This is a genomic window from Pseudomonas sp. P4_D7 (assembly GCF_056401755.1).
In genome coordinates this window covers 53,670-70,186 of record NZ_JBFUIR010000023.1, presented here as the reverse complement: position 1 = coordinate 70,186, position 16,517 = coordinate 53,670, and the positions used below count along the sequence as shown (strand labels likewise).

The 16,517-nt window shown below is 59.4% G+C and carries 13 protein-coding genes and 2 tRNA genes; 11 read left to right on the top strand and 4 right to left on the bottom strand.

The window, feature by feature from the left end; genetic code table 11:
- The first annotated feature begins 12 nt into the window (after window positions 1-12).
- The 4 genes from AC1DVF_RS16365 (at window position 13) to AC1DVF_RS16350 (ending at window position 4,602) form a co-directional block, all read left to right on the top strand.
- Window positions 13-89 (top strand) — tRNA-Met (locus tag AC1DVF_RS16365).
- A 222-nt stretch (window positions 90-311) separates the two neighbouring features.
- Window positions 312-388: transfer RNA gene (locus AC1DVF_RS16360), tRNA-Met, on the top strand.
- A gap of 279 nt (window positions 389-667) precedes the next feature.
- The gene (gene mprF, locus AC1DVF_RS16355; RefSeq protein WP_099758168.1) at window positions 668-3,307 is read left to right on the top strand and encodes a bifunctional lysylphosphatidylglycerol flippase/synthetase MprF; all 2,640 of its coding nucleotides are present in this window, start codon (window positions 668-670) and stop codon (window positions 3,305-3,307) included.
- Window positions 3,307-4,602, top strand: a complete 1,296-nt coding sequence (locus AC1DVF_RS16350; RefSeq protein ID WP_116254535.1) for a virulence factor family protein — start codon at window positions 3,307-3,309, stop codon at window positions 4,600-4,602. The genes mprF and AC1DVF_RS16350 overlap by 1 nt, the downstream gene beginning before the upstream one ends.
- A gap of 863 nt (window positions 4,603-5,465) precedes the next feature.
- Here the strand turns inward: AC1DVF_RS16350 and AC1DVF_RS16345 are convergent.
- Both AC1DVF_RS16345 and AC1DVF_RS16340 read right to left on the bottom strand, forming a co-directional pair.
- On the bottom strand, window positions 5,466-6,164 hold the full coding sequence (locus AC1DVF_RS16345; RefSeq protein ID WP_477782788.1) for a hypothetical protein: 699 nt from the start codon (window positions 6,162-6,164) through the stop codon (window positions 5,466-5,468).
- A 1-nt stretch (window position 6,165) separates the two neighbouring features.
- Window positions 6,166-6,933 carry a MarR family transcriptional regulator gene (locus tag AC1DVF_RS16340; protein ID WP_460090038.1) on the bottom strand — a complete coding sequence of 256 codons (768 nt, stop codon included), beginning with the start codon at window positions 6,931-6,933 and terminating at the stop codon, window positions 6,166-6,168.
- A 637-nt stretch (window positions 6,934-7,570) separates the two neighbouring features.
- Here AC1DVF_RS16340 and AC1DVF_RS16335 point away from each other — a divergent pair.
- The gene (locus tag AC1DVF_RS16335; RefSeq protein WP_257357179.1) at window positions 7,571-7,882 is read left to right on the top strand and encodes a DUF3077 domain-containing protein; all 312 of its coding nucleotides are present in this window, start codon (window positions 7,571-7,573) and stop codon (window positions 7,880-7,882) included.
- A gap of 197 nt (window positions 7,883-8,079) precedes the next feature.
- On the opposite strand, the gene AC1DVF_RS16330 is transcribed toward AC1DVF_RS16335, so the two are convergent.
- Complete coding sequence (locus AC1DVF_RS16330) at window positions 8,080-9,921, bottom strand: potassium transporter Kup (protein ID WP_460092317.1); 1,842 nt, start codon at window positions 9,919-9,921, stop codon at window positions 8,080-8,082.
- Window positions 9,922-10,271: 350 nt separating this feature from the next.
- Between AC1DVF_RS16330 and rimO the strand changes: the two genes are divergently transcribed.
- The 6 genes from rimO to tsaA all read left to right on the top strand — a co-directional run bounded on the left by rimO (window position 10,272) and on the right by tsaA (window position 15,630).
- Complete coding sequence (gene rimO, locus AC1DVF_RS16325; protein WP_150792523.1) at window positions 10,272-11,609, top strand: 30S ribosomal protein S12 methylthiotransferase RimO; 1,338 nt, start codon at window positions 10,272-10,274, stop codon at window positions 11,607-11,609.
- A gap of 322 nt (window positions 11,610-11,931) precedes the next feature.
- Window positions 11,932-12,405 (top strand): GNAT family N-acetyltransferase, encoded by a 474-nt coding sequence (locus tag AC1DVF_RS16320; RefSeq protein ID WP_093436409.1) that lies wholly within the window; start codon window positions 11,932-11,934, stop codon window positions 12,403-12,405.
- Between the two features lie 190 nt (window positions 12,406-12,595).
- Window positions 12,596-13,306, top strand: a complete 711-nt coding sequence (locus tag AC1DVF_RS16315) for an rRNA pseudouridine synthase (RefSeq protein WP_042704893.1) — start codon at window positions 12,596-12,598, stop codon at window positions 13,304-13,306.
- 72 nt (window positions 13,307-13,378) lie between these two features.
- Window positions 13,379-13,849, top strand: a complete 471-nt coding sequence (locus AC1DVF_RS16310) for a YehS family protein (RefSeq protein WP_007908719.1) — start codon at window positions 13,379-13,381, stop codon at window positions 13,847-13,849.
- A 129-nt stretch (window positions 13,850-13,978) separates the two neighbouring features.
- Window positions 13,979-14,749 carry an SDR family oxidoreductase gene (locus AC1DVF_RS16305; protein ID WP_093436415.1) on the top strand — a complete coding sequence of 257 codons (771 nt, stop codon included), beginning with the start codon at window positions 13,979-13,981 and terminating at the stop codon, window positions 14,747-14,749.
- Window positions 14,750-14,931: 182 nt separating this feature from the next.
- Window positions 14,932-15,630: a tRNA (N6-threonylcarbamoyladenosine(37)-N6)-methyltransferase TrmO gene (gene tsaA, locus AC1DVF_RS16300; RefSeq protein WP_477782787.1), complete on the top strand. Its 699-nt coding sequence runs from the start codon at window positions 14,932-14,934 to the stop codon at window positions 15,628-15,630.
- Between the two features lie 100 nt (window positions 15,631-15,730).
- Here the strand turns inward: tsaA and fpr are convergent, their stop codons facing one another.
- Window positions 15,731-16,510: a ferredoxin-NADP reductase gene (fpr, locus tag AC1DVF_RS16295; RefSeq protein ID WP_007908723.1), complete on the bottom strand. Its 780-nt coding sequence runs from the start codon at window positions 16,508-16,510 to the stop codon at window positions 15,731-15,733.
- Between the last annotated feature and the right edge of the window lie 7 nt (window positions 16,511-16,517).

Here is a 16,517-nt window from a genome sequence, read left to right as displayed (position 1 = left end):
CCGACACACAGACGCGGGATGGAGCAGTCTGGTAGCTCGTCGGGCTCATAACCCGAAGGTCGTCGGTTCAAATCCGGCTCCCGCAACCAAACATCAAAAAAGGCTACTCGAAAGAGTGGCCTTTTTTGTGCGCGTCTGTTTTGTCGATTTCCGCTTCTTATAAAGAAGCGATCGCCAAACAGGAATTCTTTGCATTTCCGAAACTTAACGCACCACCTGCGACCGTTTGACGCGAATGCACACTTATTTGACCCTTTACGGGATTAGCGGTTGACACCTCGCCGTTCGCCTGTAGAATGCCGCCACACAGACGCGGGATGGAGCAGTCTGGTAGCTCGTCGGGCTCATAACCCGAAGGTCGTCGGTTCAAATCCGGCTCCCGCAACCAAACATCAAAAAAGGCTACTCGAAAGAGTGGCCTTTTTTGTATCTGTTGAAAAAGTCCTTTCGCAACAATGATCTGTCACTGTGCAGTGAACCGCTTGGGATCTTCAGAAGTCCTCACTTGCGACTATGCTTGAGTCGCAGGCAAGGCCTCTGCAATCCAGGAACTGCCCTCGCCGATACCCGGTGAGAGGCGTAGTATTTTGTGATTATTTTTTTCTACAGGGATTGGTAACTTGGCTGGATACCTCCATCCTGTCGCGCACAATCCAAGAGGTGATTGATGCGCGCCAACTCGTCTGATCCACAAGACACCGTCACAGCGGAACACCCGATCAAACCCGAGCGCCTGCGCTTGCTGGATCGGTTGAGCAAATACCGTCAGCCCATCGGGCTGGGGGTCACCTTGCTGTTGTTCGCCATTGCGCTGATTGCCTGTCGTCATCTGCTCGCCGAACTCGATCTCGATGCGTTGCACGACTCGATTCTTGACGTGCCGAAACCCGCCTTGCTCGGCGCCTTCGGTGCGACCGTGGTCGGCTTCATTATTCTGCTTGGCTATGAATGGTCGGCCAGTCGCTATGCCGGCGTGACCTTGCCGCCGCGCACATTGGCGCTGGGCGGCTTCACCGCGTTTGCGATTGGTAATGCGATCGGTCTGTCGCTGCTGTCCGGTGGCTCGGTTCGCTACCGTTTATATGCACGACTGGGTCTGGGGGCGTCGGAAGTCGCGCACATGACCTTGTTCGCCAGTTTGTCGCTGGGCTGCGCCTTGCCGCCGCTGGCTGCACTGGCAACGCTGAGCGACCTGCCTGCTGCCTCTCAAGCCCTGGGTTTGTCCGAAGGTCTGCTCGGCACGGTTGCCGCTGTTGTGCTGGCGCTTGGCGCAGTACTGGCTGTTGGCATCTACCGTCGGCGCCTGCCGGAACAACCGTTGCGCGACAACCTGCTGGTCAGGGTTGGCCGGCGCACGCTGCGCCTGCCGGGCCGCCGCCTGACGTTCCTGCAACTGATCATCACCGCGCTCGACGTTGCCGCTGCCGCTACTGTCCTCTATCTATTGCTGCCGGAGGCGCCGCCGTTCGGCGCATTCCTACTGGTGTACCTGTTGGCATTGGCTGCCGGCGTACTCAGCCATGTGCCCGGCGGTGTCGGTGTGTTCGAAGCGATTCTGCTGGCCGCTTTCGCCGACACGCTAGGTGCTGCACCACTGGCCGCGGCGCTGCTGCTGTATCGCCTGATCTATGTGGTGCTGCCGCTGCTGGTCGCCTGCGTATTCCTGCTGATCAACGAAGGCCAACGCCTGTTTCAAACCCAGACCATGCGCGCGGCGTCCGGCCTGGCGGCACCGATTCTGGCGGTGTTGGTGTTCCTGTCCGGTGTGGTGTTGCTGTTTTCCGGCGCGACGCCCGAGATCGATACACGTCTGGAGCACATCGGTTTTCTTATCCCACATCGTCTGGTCGACGCCTCGCACTTCGGCGCCAGCCTGATCGGCGTGCTCTGCCTGATGCTCGCTCAGGGCCTGCGTCGGCGCTTGTCGGCGGCGTGGATGCTCACCACCATTCTGCTGCTGGTCGGCGCCCTGCTCTCGCTGCTTAAAGGTTTCGACTGGGAAGAAGCGACGCTGATGACCCTCACCGCAGCCCTGCTCGGTGTGTTCCGTCGCTCGTTCTATCGCCCGAGCCGCCTGACCGAACTGCCCTTCTCCCCCCTGTATCTGGTGGCCAGCCTCTGTGTGCTGGGCGCTTCGACGTGGCTGCTGCTGTTCGCCTATCAGGACGTGCCGTACAGCCATCAACTGTGGTGGCAGTTCACCCTCGACGCTGACGCCCCGCGTGGCCTGCGCTCGCTGCTCGGCGCTGCCGTGCTGTTGCTGGTCATCGCGCTGACCTGGCTGCTGCGCACCGCGCGCCCGGTCATTCACCTGCCGACGCCTGACGAGCTCGATCGCGCGGCGAAGATTCTGATGGCGTCGTCGCAACCCGACGGTGGCCTCGCGCTGACCGGTGACAAGGCGCTGCTGTTTCACCAGAACGACGAAGCGTTCCTGATGTACGCACGCCGTGGCCGCAGCCTGGTGGCGCTGTACGACCCGATCGGCCCCGGCCAGCAGCGCGCCGAGATGATCTGGCAGTTCCGCGACCTCTGCGACATTCACCACGCTCGCCCGGTGTTCTACCAGGTGCGCGCGGAGAACCTGCCGTACTACATGGACATCGGCCTGACCGCGATCAAACTCGGCGAAGAAGCCCGGGTCGATCTGCTTCGCTTTGACCTGGAAGCCAAGGGCAAAGAGATGAAGGACCTGCGCTACACCTGGAACCGTGGCACACGCGATGGCTTGTCGCTGGAGATCCACGAGCCGGGCCAAGCGCCGATGGACGAATTGAAAGTGATTTCCGATGCGTGGCTGACCGGCAAGAACGTGCGTGAGAAAGGCTTCTCCCTCGGCCGCTTCAGCGACGATTACCTGAAGCATTTCCGCATCGCGGTGATTCGCTTCGAAGGTCGCCCGGTGGCATTCGCCAACCTGCTCGAGACTTACAGCCATGACCTGGCCAGTCTCGACCTGATGCGCGCGCACCCGGACGCCCCCAAGCTGACCATGGAATTCATGATGGTCGGCCTGATTCAACACTATAAGAGTCACGGATACGCGCGCTTCAGCCTGGGCATGGTGCCGTTGTCGGGGTTGCAACCCCGGCGTGGTGCACCGCTGACCCAGCGTCTGGGCTCGATGGTTTTCCGCCGTGGTGAGCAGCTGTACAACTTCCAAGGCTTGCGCCGCTTCAAAGACAAGTTCCAGCCTGACTGGGAACCCCGTTATATGGCCGTGCCCGCCGGACTCGATCCGTTGGTGGCGCTGGCCGACACTGCTGCCCTGATCGCGGGCGGCTTGACTGGATTGGTGAAACGCTGATGATTCAACGCTCCCTGAAGTACATCCTGGCCGCACTGATCGTGCTGGCCGTGATTGCCGGCGGCGGTTTCTGGTACCTGAAACGCCCGGCACCGGAACCGACCGTCGAACAGCTGACCCCGGCCGACGGCGCCGCCATGACCCGCATCATCCCCGGCACCAAGCCCAAGGCGCAGGTCCTGATAGCGGTCAACGACGACCAGAAACTCAGTGAAAAACAACTGACCACCCTGAGCCGCAGCGCTTCGGCGCAGATCGTTCAGGTGATTCTGCCCAAGGACTGCCTGCTGCAAAGCCGCGCTCTGCAATCGGGCCTGCGTGAACTGAATGGCCCCGCTACCTTGGTCAGCGGCATTGGCCCGGGCGCCGTATTGGCCTGGCGCTGGTTGTCCGAGCAGAAAGACGACAAGGCCCAAGCCGTGTCCGTCGACCTCGCGCTGGAAAAGGGTGGCTGCACCCACCTGCTGCCGAAATCCGCCGCCCACGGCCACTGGCTGGTGGCGTGGAACGACAACCCGGACGACGCCAGCGCAGGTTTCGTGCGCGATCAACCGAACGCCGAAACCAGCATCAGCGACTACGACATCAACCTGCCGCAAGTGCTGAACAATGAACTGCGCAAGATCCTCGTCGGCGGCGACAAGGCCAACGGCGGTCTGGCGATCCCGGTGGTTGAAGTGCCGGCCGGCCAAGCCAAAGACACCGTGACCCTGTTCCTTTCCGGTGACGGCGGCTGGCGCGACCTCGACCGCGACGTGGCCGGTGAAATGGCCAAGATCGGCTACCCGGTCGTCGGCATCGACACCCTGCGCTACTACTGGCAGCACAAGAGTCCGGAGCAAAGCGCACTGGACCTGACCGAACTGATGCAACACTACCGGCAGAAATGGGGCACCAAGCGCTTCATCCTCACCGGTTATTCGTTCGGTGCTGACGTATTGCCAGCGATCTACAACCGCCTGCCAGACACCGAGCAGCAACGCGTAGACGCAATCATCCTGCTGGCCTTCGCCCGCACCGGCAGCTTCGAAATCGAAGTCGAAGGCTGGTTGGGTAACGCCGGCAAAGAAGCTGCAACCGGCCCGGAAATGGCCAAGCTGCCAGCGGCCAAGGTCGTGTGCATCTACGGTGAAGAAGAGACCGATGAAAGTGGCTGCACGGACAAGACTGCCGTTGGCGAGGCAGTGAAACTGCCTGGTGGCCACCACTTCGACGAGAACTACCCGGCGCTGGCCAAGCGTTTGGTGGACTTGATCGAGAAGCGCCAGAGCAAGGACTCGGTCGCCGAAGAGTGATCTGAGCCACGCCCACAAAAAGCCCCCGCAACTTCGCAGTTACGGGGGCTTTTTACATCTCGGACGATGAACCCGTTCCCCTGTAGGAGTGAGCCTGCTCGCGATAGCGGAGTGTAACTGACACACCGCTATCGCGAGCAGGCTCACTCCTACAAGGGAATTGCGCTGGTTTCAGAAAACTCGTCAGTCTTGCTGGCCAAGCTGAACATCTATCCACGTGACATCATCGTCGCCAACGCTAATGTCGCTATCCGGCGCCGCCAACAAACTGCTTTGCTGCGCTTGCGTCAAGTCCGCCCAAAATCCATCAGTGACAAATACCAAGCGCTCAACAGTGTCCAGAGCACAACAAACAAAGTCAGGGTTCGGGACCCGATTGATCTTCAAGCATCGCGTTACCGAATTTCGCGCGGGGTCTTGCGCCAACTCACAGTGCGAACGGTCGCGCCGCCAATTGGCCTTGCAGTGAGGTGGCGTAATCCACTCGATGGCACCCGCCAACGTCACAATGCCGCATGAACAGTCTCCCTCGTATGCAACGGTAAGTCGGCCATGGGCGACCAATCCAATCAGGTAACAGATGGCTCCCGTCTGACCAGCAGGCAACGACGCATGAAAATCCGCAAGTATTGAACCCAATAGACGCTCAACAGCTGCGGGGTCTGCAGGATAGCTCCCCTGCTGCATCTGTGTGGAATGAGCCGCCAACATGCCGCTTACGAAGCTTTCAGCCAGCTGTCCACTGCCGCGCTTGGAAGTGCCATCCGTGACGACAAAAAAACCACCGTCCCCCTCACAGGTCGCTCCGGCATAGTCATTATTTGCCTTACTGGCTCGCCCAGTGATTGATCGGGAGTGGTATCTCATGCGTTGGCCAGCACTTTCATACGCCTGTGAATAATCTGTCCTCTGCCCGGATTCGCCTGCACCGCGCCTGAACTTTCGATCACGTAGCCAATCCCATCGAGCGCCATCAGTTTGTGGATTCCATCTGTGACGAACGCCTTGAGGTCGCTGTCAGCCTGGCGCACCTCCTCCAACAGCTCAGGCCGACCATCGATCAAGATGATCATGTCCTCGACATCCTTGTGATAAGGATCACCATTTCCCCGACCAGCGAAAGCTTCCAGTTTCGTCGCGAGAAAATACGCGGGCTGGAATATCTGGATGGCAGTGCCGCTGGGCAGGGTGAATTTATCCGCCCTCGCCAGCCCTTCGACGAACCAGCGGTTGGCATAGCCGAGCACTGCAGGGTCGGAAGGCATGACATCCACGACAACGTCATTGAAGCGAAAACGACAATTGACCTCGTCTTCCCCCGTGATCTTGAACCCCTTGACGGCCAGCCGTTCGGTGAGTTGGTTCCAGGCGCTGATACCGGCCAACTCGATCACAAGATCAACGTCATCAGTGAAACGAATGTCGTCCAGCACGGCTGTATCTGTGACCAGCATGGCTGTTGTGCAACCGCCAACAAAGGCAACTTCGGCGAGAAACGCCTCGCCCAAGCCCTCAGCCACAAACTCTATGAGCTCGTAATTGTGATCCGCGTTTGACGACATGTTATTTCAGCCCCATCCCTGCCTTCAGAATACTGATTGCCACACCACACTCACGTGGACCGCCCAGACGGATTGCATCAGCGAGTGCCAGATAGTGGTAAAGGATCCGGTCTTTTTTCACCGCTTCCGGCACTGTTTTGTAAAGTGGCGCTATCGCTTGGCCTCTCTCGGTTCCATGCGCATCGGGCCAGACCGGAATCAGACCACCCGCACTCTTGATGCTTTTGGACAGCGCAGGTGCCGCAAAGCCCGTCGGTATGCCACGAACCATCGCGCCTGGCTTGACCGGGAAGAAGTACTTCAGCGCGTGCTCGGTAATTTTCAGCAGTTCCCGGCGGTTCACTTTGGCAAGGCCGGTGTCGTAGTCATGGATGAGCAATCCGGATTCCCGGCATCGGGCGAGAGCATTTGAGACTTCGCTTTTGCTCAGTCCGAGAGAGGCAGACAGGGCACGCAGAGAATACCGATCACTCCAACTGGTCAGAGGTGTATCAGCTGCTGGTTCTGCCCATCCCTCCCAGCCTGACCCATCAGCGAAAGGCGAGTCGAATTCGCGGCGATGAAAGATTGCGTCTTCCCCATCAGTGGAATACGTGACCAATGGCTTCCCCACACTCTCCCCTGCGGTCATTCGGCTGACGACATAAGGCCTGAGCAGCTCTTCGACCCTGTCCGAATTCGATTCGGCCTCCATCTCCCCCAAGAGGTTCTCTTCCTGAGCGTGGAGACTGGCCATTTTGAACAAAAGTAAAATGTCTTGACTCTTCATTTAGCTCAAAACCTCAAGTGTCCACATTCCATAAAACGTGGACACTTGTCTCACTGCCGAGGTCGGGTCGTCAAGCCCTTGGGTCGATCACTAATCGCTGCATACCTTGCCCGCATATCGTCATGGCTGATTGCGCGGACCAAATCAAAGACGAGCAATCGTTCACTGGCCTTCTTTTCGATCCGAAGCTCCTCTGGTTCATCCTGTACTTCTTGTTCCGCTGATGCCGTCATACGTACCTGAATGCTTTGCACACGTCAGTTCGTGCGTGACGTTTAGTATCGTTTACTTCCAGTCTCGCAATATCAGATGACGCCCACAGACCTTGTAGGCAAACTCCGAAACTCTTGCTGGGGCGCTGTGCCGCTCTATTGCGCTGTTTTTCGACGGGATACTCTCCGGACGTCGCTGACCCATTCAGCGATCGGGCTTGGTAACCCGGTGGAATAAGGCGCAACAGCGCACCCGACACGACTCAGGCGAAATCCCGTCCGAGTCCCTGTGTTATGGCAGCTGTGCGTGGGACGCTTTCGGGCGTGCCGGTTTCCTTGATTCCCCGGTTTACCAACCTGCGCACAGCTGCCACCCATTCGCTTGGTATCGGATGCGGCAGCTCTCGAAATCAAGGGAACTGACCATGAACAATCCACCTGATCTTAAAACCATCGGCTTCACCCCCTTCCTCTACAACTCGGATCAAGCGTTCTTCAACGTCCGCGCCGGCATCCCGATCATCGATGCCTTGTCCCAATCCTCCGACCTGCTATCCCTCGCAAAATCCTTCGCCGAGGATGCAGCCTTCATCAAAGACACCGACCGCCATGCCTGGGCCGCGCATTATCTGACAGTGATGGGCAAAGCCTTGATTGATGATGTGATCCAAGCGCTGATCCCACGACCTGCTCGCACAAAGACCGAATCCGAAGAAGAATTGCCTGAAAGCCACTAACACCACAGAACCCTTGTGGGAGCGAGCTTGCTCGCGAATGCGGTGGATCAGCCACCATATGTCTCGACTGACACTCAGCCTTCGCGAGCAAGCTCGCTCCCACATAGGATTTGCAGTGGATTGGAAGTTTATGTGCGGGCACAAAAAAGCCCCCGGCAGCCTTGAAGCTGACGGGGGCCTTTAATTTGAGGCCTGGCTTACATTTCCACCTGCGTCCCCAATTCAATCACCCGGTTCAACGGCAGATTGAAGAACCGCAAGTTGCCGTTGGCATTCTTCAACATGAACGCAAACAACGCTTCACGCCAACGCGCCATGCCCTCTAGCTTCGAGGCAATCACCGTTTCCCGGCTGAGGAAGTACGTGGTGCGCATCGGGCTGAAGTCCAGATCATCCAGATGACACAGCTTCAGCGCCTGCGGCACGTCCGGCTCGTCGGTGAAGCCGAAGTGCAGGATCACCCGGAAGAAGCCTTCGCCGTGGGCCTCGACTTCGAAGCGTCGCGATGGCGGCACACGCGGGATGTCTTCGTAGACCACGGTCAGCAACACAACTTGCTCATGCAGCACCTGGTTGTGCAGCAGGTTGTGCAACAACGCATGCGGTACGGCGTCGGAGCGCGCGGTGAGGAACACAGCAGTGCCCTGCACCCGATGCGGCGGTTGCACGCGGATGCTGCTGATGAAGATCGGCAGCGGCAGTGCGCCTTCGTCGAGGCGATCGACGAGTAGTTGTTTGCCGCGCTTCCAGGTGGTCATCAGCACAAACAGCGCGATACCGGCGATCACCGGGAATGCGCCGCCCTGAACGATCTTCGGCACGTTGGCGGCGAAGTACAGACCGTCCACCAACAGGAAGCCGATCAGCACCGGCACGGCGAGGATCGGTGGCCATTTCCACAGCAGCAGCATCACCGCCGACACCAGAATGGTGGTCATCAGCATGGTGCCCGTCACTGCCACGCCATAGGCCGAGGCCAGTGCGCCGGAGGATTCGAAGCCCAGCACCAGCAGCACAACGCCAACCATCAGCGCCCAGTTCACCGCGCCGATGTAAATCTGGCCCTGCTCATCACTGGAGGTGTGCTGGATGTACATGCGCGGGATGTAACCGAGCTGAATCGCCTGACGTGTCAGGGAGAACGCGCCGGAAATCACCGCTTGCGAAGCGATCACCGTGGCCAGCGTCGACAGTCCGACCAGCGGAATCAGCGCCCAGCTCGGCGCCAGCAGATAGAACGGGTTACGCGCCGCTTCCGGGTTGTCCAGCAGCAACGCACCCTGGCCGAAGTAGTTCAGCACCAGCGCCGGCAGCACCAGCAGGAACCACGCCCGGGCAATCGGCTTGCGACCAAAGTGGCCCATGTCGGCGTACAGCGCTTCGGCACCGGTCAGGGCCAGCACCACGGCGCCGAGGATCGCCACGCCCATGCCGGTGTGGACCATGAAGAAACGCACGGCCCAGACCGGATTCAGCGCATGCAGCACTTCTGGCGTGTGGCTGATGCCATACACACCGAGGGCGCCGAGGACGAGGAACCAGGTGACCATGATCGGCCCGAACAAGATGCCGATCCGCGCTGTGCCATGGCTCTGGATCAGGAACAGCCCGACCAGCACCACCAGCGACAGCGGCACCACCCAATGGTCGATACCCTCAAACGCCAGCCCCAGACCTTCAATCGCCGACAGCACGGAAATCGCCGGGGTGATCATGCTGTCGCCGTAAAACAGCGCCGCACCGATCAGTCCGCACACCACCAGCAACGACCGCAGCTTCTTGCGATGCCCGGCCGCGCGACGGGCCAGTGCGGTGAGCGCCATGATGCCGCCCTCACCCTGGTTGTCGGCGCGTAGCACGAACATCATGTATTTGATCGACACGACCCAGATCAGCGACCAGAAGATCAACGACAGAATGCCCAGCACGCCGTCGTGATTGACCGGTACGCCGTAACCGCCGGAAAACACTTCTTTGAGGGTGTACAACGGGCTGGTGCCGATGTCGCCGTAAACTACCCCGACTGCCGCGACCAGCATGCTCAGCGGCTTGGTTGCCGAACCCTCGGCGCCTGCCGCATGACTACTTGCCTGACCCATCCAACACTCCTACTTCTCAGAACCGGCTTCTTTGAATGAAGCACTATGCTTTGTGGTGCAGCATGCGCTGTTTTACCTGTTGTTACAGACGTTTTGTTGACTGTAAAAAATTGGTAAAGCTCAACGGCGCGAAGCATAGCGCAGCACTCGTCGTATTTCCCGGCATAAAGCTGGTCAAGTGCGCTCCTCACCGCTAGAATTGCGCACTTTTTGATCAGAGGCGCGCCCTAAGCGCCCATCCGTCGGCTTTCGCACCAAGAAAGCGATGTCACAAAATACCGAGGTTAGACATGTCCACCACTCCTGCGCCGGCCAATCCAAAGGTTGGCTTTGTATCTCTGGGTTGCCCGAAAGCACTGGTCGACTCCGAGCGCATCCTGACCCAGCTGCGCATGGAAGGCTATGACGTGGTGTCCACCTATCAGGACGCCGACGTGGTCGTGGTCAACACCTGCGGTTTCATCGATTCGGCCAAGGCTGAGTCGCTGGAAGTGATCGGCGAAGCGATCAAGGAAAACGGCAAGGTGATCGTCACCGGTTGCATGGGCGTGGAAGAAGGCAACATCCGCAACGTGCACCCGAGCGTGCTGGCCGTGACCGGTCCGCAGCAGTACGAGCAAGTGGTCAACGCCGTGCACGAAGTGGTGCCGCCGCGTAAAGATCACAACCCGCTGATCGACCTGGTGCCGCCGCAAGGCATCAAACTGACCCCGCGCCACTACGCCTACCTGAAGATCTCCGAAGGCTGCAACCACAGCTGCTCCTTCTGCATCATCCCGTCGATGCGCGGCAAACTGGTCAGCCGTCCGGTCGGTGATGTACTCGACGAAGCTCAGCGCCTGGTCAAATCCGGCGTTAAAGAGCTGTTGGTGATCTCGCAAGACACCAGCGCCTACGGCGTTGACGTGAAATACCGCACCGGCTTCTGGAACGGCGCGCCGGTGAAAACCCGCATGACCGAACTCTGCGAAGCGCTGAGCACCCTCGGCGTCTGGGTCCGCCTGCACTACGTTTACCCGTACCCGCACGTTGACGAGCTGATCCCGCTGATGGCTGCCGGCAAGATCCTGCCGTACCTGGACATCCCGTTCCAGCACGCCAGCCCGAAAGTGTTGAAGTCGATGAAACGCCCGGCGTTCGAAGACAAGACCCTGGCGCGGATCAAGAACTGGCGCGAAATCTGCCCGGATTTGATCATCCGTTCGACCTTCATCGTCGGCTTCCCGGGCGAAACCGAAGAAGACTTCCAGTACCTGCTGAACTGGCTGACCGAAGCCCAGCTTGACCGCGTCGGCTGCTTCCAGTACTCGCCGGTGGATGGCGCTCCGGCCAATGATCTGGATCTGGAAGTGGTGCCGGACGAGGTCAAGCAAGATCGTTGGGATCGCTTTATGGCGCACCAGCAGGCGATCAGCTCGGCCCGCCTGCAAATGCGCATTGGCCGTGAGATTGAAGTGCTGGTTGACGAAGTTGACGAGCAAGGCGCGGTTGGCCGCTGCTTCTTCGATGCACCGGAAATCGACGGTAACGTGTTTATTGATAACGGCAGCAATTTGAAGCCGGGCGATAAGGTCTGGTGCAAGGTGACTGACGCTGACGAATATGATCTGTGGGCTGAGCAGATCTGATCTGAACGTCAAAAGCCCCTCACCCTAACCCTCTCCCGGAGGGAGAGGGGACTGATCTATGTGTTCTTTCGAATTGCGGCGACCTGAAATATCGAGTCGGACTCAGGCTTTGAACAGCACGGAGATCAGCTCCCTTCCCCCTCGCCCCCTTGGGGGAGAGGGTTGGGGTGAGGGGGTGAGCTCTTGCTGGCGACAGAAACAGCCAGCCAGACACCGCAAAAAATACAAAAAGCCCCGCTCTTTTTACGAGATGCGGGGCTTTTTTACGGCTATCGTTTAGCGGGGGACGGACTCCCTTGAAACGGACAAGAGGCAGACGGGCATGCGTCACCATTCGGTCATCCACACGCCGAAACTCAGCGATTACCAGGAACTGACCCGGGTCTGGGAGGCCTCGGTTCGCGCGACACATGATTTTCTGCCGGACAGCTATATCGAACTGCTGCGCAATCTGGTGCTCACCCGCTATCTCGATGCAGTAATGCTGATCTGCACCAAGGATGCTAACCAGCGCATCACCGGATTTGCCGGAGTTGCAGCGGGCAAGATTGAAATGCTGTTCATCGATCCCGAACATCGTGGCCAGGGCTTGGGCAAGAAACTGCTCACCTACGCGATGCAGCACTTGAATGCCGATGAACTCGACGTCAACGAGCAGAACCCACAAGCCTTGGGCTTTTACTTCAAGCAGGGTTTTGAGGTGATCGGCCGTTCGGAGGTGGATGGCATGGGCCAGCCGTATCCGTTGCTGCACATGCGCCTGCGACAAAATCAGCAACGCTCAGGCAACGGCTGATACAACACAACCCCATGTAGGAGTGAGCCTGCTCGCGATGCATGCGCCGCGGTCAGTCAGATACACCGCGGTGATGCAATCGCCAGCAGGCTGGCTCCCACAGGGAATTGCGAACAGCCTGTAAATGGAACCGGGCTTAACCGGCGCCACACAGGTACAATGCCCACCCCTTTTTTGTTACGGCCCTGTCATGACTGACCCGATTCGCCTCTCCAAACGCCTCATCGAACTGGTCGGTTGCTCCCGCCGGGAGGCCGAGCTGTTCATTGAGGGCGGCTGGGTCACCGTTGACGGCGAAGTGATTGACGAGCCGCAATTCAAGGTCGGCGACCAGAAGGTCGAGCTCGACAAGGACGCCAAGGCCACCGCACCGGAGCCGGTGACCATCCTGCTCAACGCGCCGGCTGGCATGGATGTCGAGACCGCCATGCAATCGCTGAGCGCCGAAACCCTCAGCGAAGAACACCGATTCAGCAAGCGCCCGTTGCGCGGGCACTTCCTGCGCCTGACCGCCAGCGCCGACCTGCAAGCCAAGGCTAGCGGCCTGCTGGTGTTCACTCAGGACTGGAAAATCCTCCGCAAACTCACCGCCGACGCCGCGAAGATCGAGCAGGAATACGTGGTTGAAGTTGAAGGAGACATGGTCGCCCACGGCCTCAATCGCCTGCAGCACGGCCTGACCCACAAGGGCAAGGAGCTGCCGCCAGTCAAGGCCAGCTGGCAGAACGAAAACCGGCTGCGCTTCGCCATGAAAAACCCGCAGCCCGGCATCATCGCCCAGTTCTGCGAAGCGGTGGGCCTGAAGGTCATCGGCATCCGTCGCATCCGCATCGGCGGCGTCTCGATCGGCAAGGTCCCGGTTGGCCAATGGCGCTACCTGTCCGGCAAAGAGAAGTTCTAAGACTTCCACTGCCGCCACACATTCCGGCAGCGCGCCCGCGTGCTGCCCACAACGCTTATCAGGATTACTCACATGATTCATAACGACGTACTGCGCAGCGTGCGCTACATGCTCGACATCAGCGACAAGAAAGTTGTCGAAATCATCAAGCTCGGCGGCATGGAAGTAGCGCTCGCCGACGTAGTGACCTGGCTCGACAAGAAAGAAGAAGACGAAGAAGGTTTCGTGCGCTGCCCGGACGAAGTCATCGCGCACTTCCTCGACGGTCTGGTGATCTTCAAGCGTGGCAAGGACGAAAGCCGTCCGCCGCAGCCGATCGAAGTGCCGGTGACCAACAACATCATCCTGAAAAAGCTGCGCGTGGCCTTCGAACTGAAAGAAGACGACATGCACGCGATCCTCAAGGCCGCCGAGTTCCCGGTGTCCAAGCCTGAGCTGAGTGCGCTGTTCCGCAAGGTCGGCCACACCAACTACCGCCCGTGCGGCGACCAGTTGCTGCGCAACTTCCTCAAGGGTCTGACCCTGCGCGTTCGCCCGGCCTGATCCCCTTCTGCGGTGGCGACTGATGGTCGCCGCCGCAACGCATGACCGCTCATTCCCTCTGAAAATAGTGGCTCCGCTTTTCGCGGCTGACGACTAGGGTGTATTGATCCCTAGCACTCAGGACTCGCCATGCACCCGTATTTCTCCCTGCAAGGCCGCACCGCTCTGGTGACCGGCGGCACCCGTGGTATCGGCAAAATGATCGCCAAAGCCTTTGTCGAGGCTGGCGCGCGCGTCTATGTCTGCTCGCGCGACGCCGAAGCTTGCCATCAAACCGCGGAAGAACTCAGCGCCTTGGGCAAGTGTCACGGCGTGGCGGCGAATCTGGCGACGGAAGAAGGCGTGCAGGAACTGGCCGCGCGCCTGGGCGAGCAGATCACGCATCTGGATATTCTGGTGAACAACGCCGGCACTACTTGGGGCGCGCCGCTGGAGAGCTACCCGGTCAAGGGTTGGGAAAAAGTCATGCAGCTCAACGTGACGTCGGTGTTCAGTTGCATCCAGCAGTTTCTACCGTTGTTGCGCAAAGCGGGTTCGGCGGCGAACCCGGCGCGGATCATCAACATCGGCTCGGTGGCGGGGATTTCTTCGTTTGGCGAGCAGGCGTATGCCTACGGGCCGAGTAAGGCCGCCCTGCATCAGCTGTCGCGGATTTTGGCGCGGGAGCTGGTGAGCCAGCACATCAACGTCAATGTGATCGCGCCGGGGCGCTTTCCGAGCAAGATGACTCAGCATATTGGCAATGATCAGCAGGCGTTGGCCGAGGATACGGCGCTGATTCCGATGAAGCGTTGGGGGCGTGAAGAGGAAATGGCGGCGTTGGCGATCAGTCTGGCGAGTACGGCCGGGGCTTATATGACCGGGAATATTATTCCTCTTGATGGCGGATTCAGCCTCTAGGTCGGCGGTGAAGCTATCGCGAGCAGGCTCACTCCTACAGGGATTTTCAGCGAACAGAGATTTTGTATACATCCACAACCCTGTAGGAGTGAGCCTGCTCGCGATGGCGTCCGCCCTGCCACCACCAGACTTGAGACGGGACGGGTTATCATGCCCACCCTGCCCCGCTTCGAATGCAAACCATGACTTACAGCGTCTCCCCCATCGGCTTCGTGCGCTCCTGCTTCAAGGAGAAATTCGCCATCCCCCGTCAACCGCAACTGGCCCCCGCCGCCCGTGGCGTGCTGGAACTGGTGGCGCCGTTCGATCAGGGTGACGCCGTGCAAGGGCTGGAGCAGGTCAGTCACGTCTGGCTGCTGTTTCTGTTCCATCAGGCACTGGAAGACAAACCACGGCTGAAAGTCCGCCCACCGCGACTGGGCGGCAACAAATCCATGGGCGTATTCGCCACCCGTGCCACCCATCGACCAAACGGCATTGGCCAATCGGTGGTGAAACTGGACAAGGTTGAAGCCAATCGGTTGTTCATCTCCGGGATCGACTTGCTCGACGGCACGCCGATTCTCGACATCAAGCCCTACGTGCCTTACGCCGACATCATTCCCAACGCCGCCAACAGCATCGCCAGCGCCGCGCCGCAGTTGATTGACGTGCAGTGGAAGGACTCAGCACTGAAACAAGCGCACACACACGCTCAGCGCCTCTACGAGCCTTTGGTTGAGCTGATCGAACAGTGCCTGGCGCAAGATCCTCGCCCGGCGTATCAAACCCCGGCGCCTGAACGCGAGTACGGTGCGCAATTCTGGGATCTGGATGTGCGCTGGCATTACCCGACGCCAGAGCAGATTCGTGTGCTCGAAGTCATTCCTGCCACAGCCTGAGGCCGCACCCACATGGATCGTGGCAGGCATGAAGGAAATGTTTCGGGCATAAAAAAGCCCCCATTGCCTGCATAGGCAATGGGGGCTTTTTAAGGGGGGCTTACTTCTCGACGAACGCACGCTCGATCAGGTAATCACCAGGCTCGCGCATCCGCGCCGAGATCTTCAGGCCGAAGCTGTCGAGCACTTCGCTGGTCTCGTCGAGCATGCTCGGGCTACCGCAGATCATCGCGCGGTCGTCCTGCGGGTTGATCGGTGGCAGGCCGATGTCGCTGAACAGCTTGCCGCTGCGCATCAGGTCGGTCAGGCGACCCTGATTCTCGAAAGGCTCGCGGGTCACGGTCGGGTAGTAGATCAGCTTGTCACGCAGCGCCTCGCCGAAGAACTCGTTCTGCGGCAGGTGCTCGGTGATGAATTCGCGGTAGGCGACTTCGTTGACGTAGCGTACGCCGTGAACCAGGATCACTTTTTCAAAGCGCTCGTAGGTTTCCGGGTCCTGAATCACGCTCATGAACGGCGCCAGACCGGTGCCGGTGCTCAGCAGGTACAAGTGCTTGCCCGGGTTCAGGTCGTCAAGAACCAGGGTGCCGGTAGGCTTCTTCGAGATGATGATCTCGTCGCCTTCCTTCAAGTGCTGCAGTTGCGAGGTCAGCGGGCCGTCCTGCACCTTGATGCTGAAGAACTCCAGATGCTCTTCCCAGTTCGGACTGGCGATCGAGTAAGCGCGCATAAGCGGGCGGCCGTTGGGCTGTTGCAGGCCGATCATCACGAACTGACCGTTCTCGAAGCGCAGGCCCGGATCGCGGGTGCACTTGAAGCTGAACAGAGTGTCGTTCCAGTGATGAACACTGAGGACACGCTCGTGGTTCATGTTGCTCATGTACGTT

Coding starts and splice junctions, on each gene's coding strand:
- AC1DVF_RS16330 (WP_460092317.1), bottom strand. CDS start 9,921: ATGCTGGTCGCGGCAGTCGGGGTAGTTTACGGCGACATCGGCACCAGC.
- AC1DVF_RS16345 (WP_477782788.1), bottom strand. CDS start 6,164: ATGTCGTCAAACGCGGATCACAATTACGAGCTCATAGAGTTTGTGGCT.
- AC1DVF_RS16315 (WP_042704893.1), top strand. CDS start 12,596: ATGACTGACCCGATTCGCCTCTCCAAACGCCTCATCGAACTGGTCGGT.
- tsaA (WP_477782787.1), top strand. CDS start 14,932: ATGACTTACAGCGTCTCCCCCATCGGCTTCGTGCGCTCCTGCTTCAAG.
- AC1DVF_RS16320 (WP_093436409.1), top strand. CDS start 11,932: ATGCGTCACCATTCGGTCATCCACACGCCGAAACTCAGCGATTACCAG.
- rimO (WP_150792523.1), top strand. CDS start 10,272: ATGTCCACCACTCCTGCGCCGGCCAATCCAAAGGTTGGCTTTGTATCT.
- AC1DVF_RS16350 (WP_116254535.1), top strand. CDS start 3,307: ATGATTCAACGCTCCCTGAAGTACATCCTGGCCGCACTGATCGTGCTG.
- mprF (WP_099758168.1), top strand. CDS start 668: ATGCGCGCCAACTCGTCTGATCCACAAGACACCGTCACAGCGGAACAC.
- AC1DVF_RS16335 (WP_257357179.1), top strand. CDS start 7,571: ATGAACAATCCACCTGATCTTAAAACCATCGGCTTCACCCCCTTCCTC.
- AC1DVF_RS16305 (WP_093436415.1), top strand. CDS start 13,979: ATGCACCCGTATTTCTCCCTGCAAGGCCGCACCGCTCTGGTGACCGGC.
- AC1DVF_RS16340 (WP_460090038.1), bottom strand. CDS start 6,933: ATGAAGAGTCAAGACATTTTACTTTTGTTCAAAATGGCCAGTCTCCAC.
- fpr (WP_007908723.1), bottom strand. CDS start 16,510: ATGAGCAACATGAACCACGAGCGTGTCCTCAGTGTTCATCACTGGAAC.
- AC1DVF_RS16310 (WP_007908719.1), top strand. CDS start 13,379: ATGATTCATAACGACGTACTGCGCAGCGTGCGCTACATGCTCGACATC.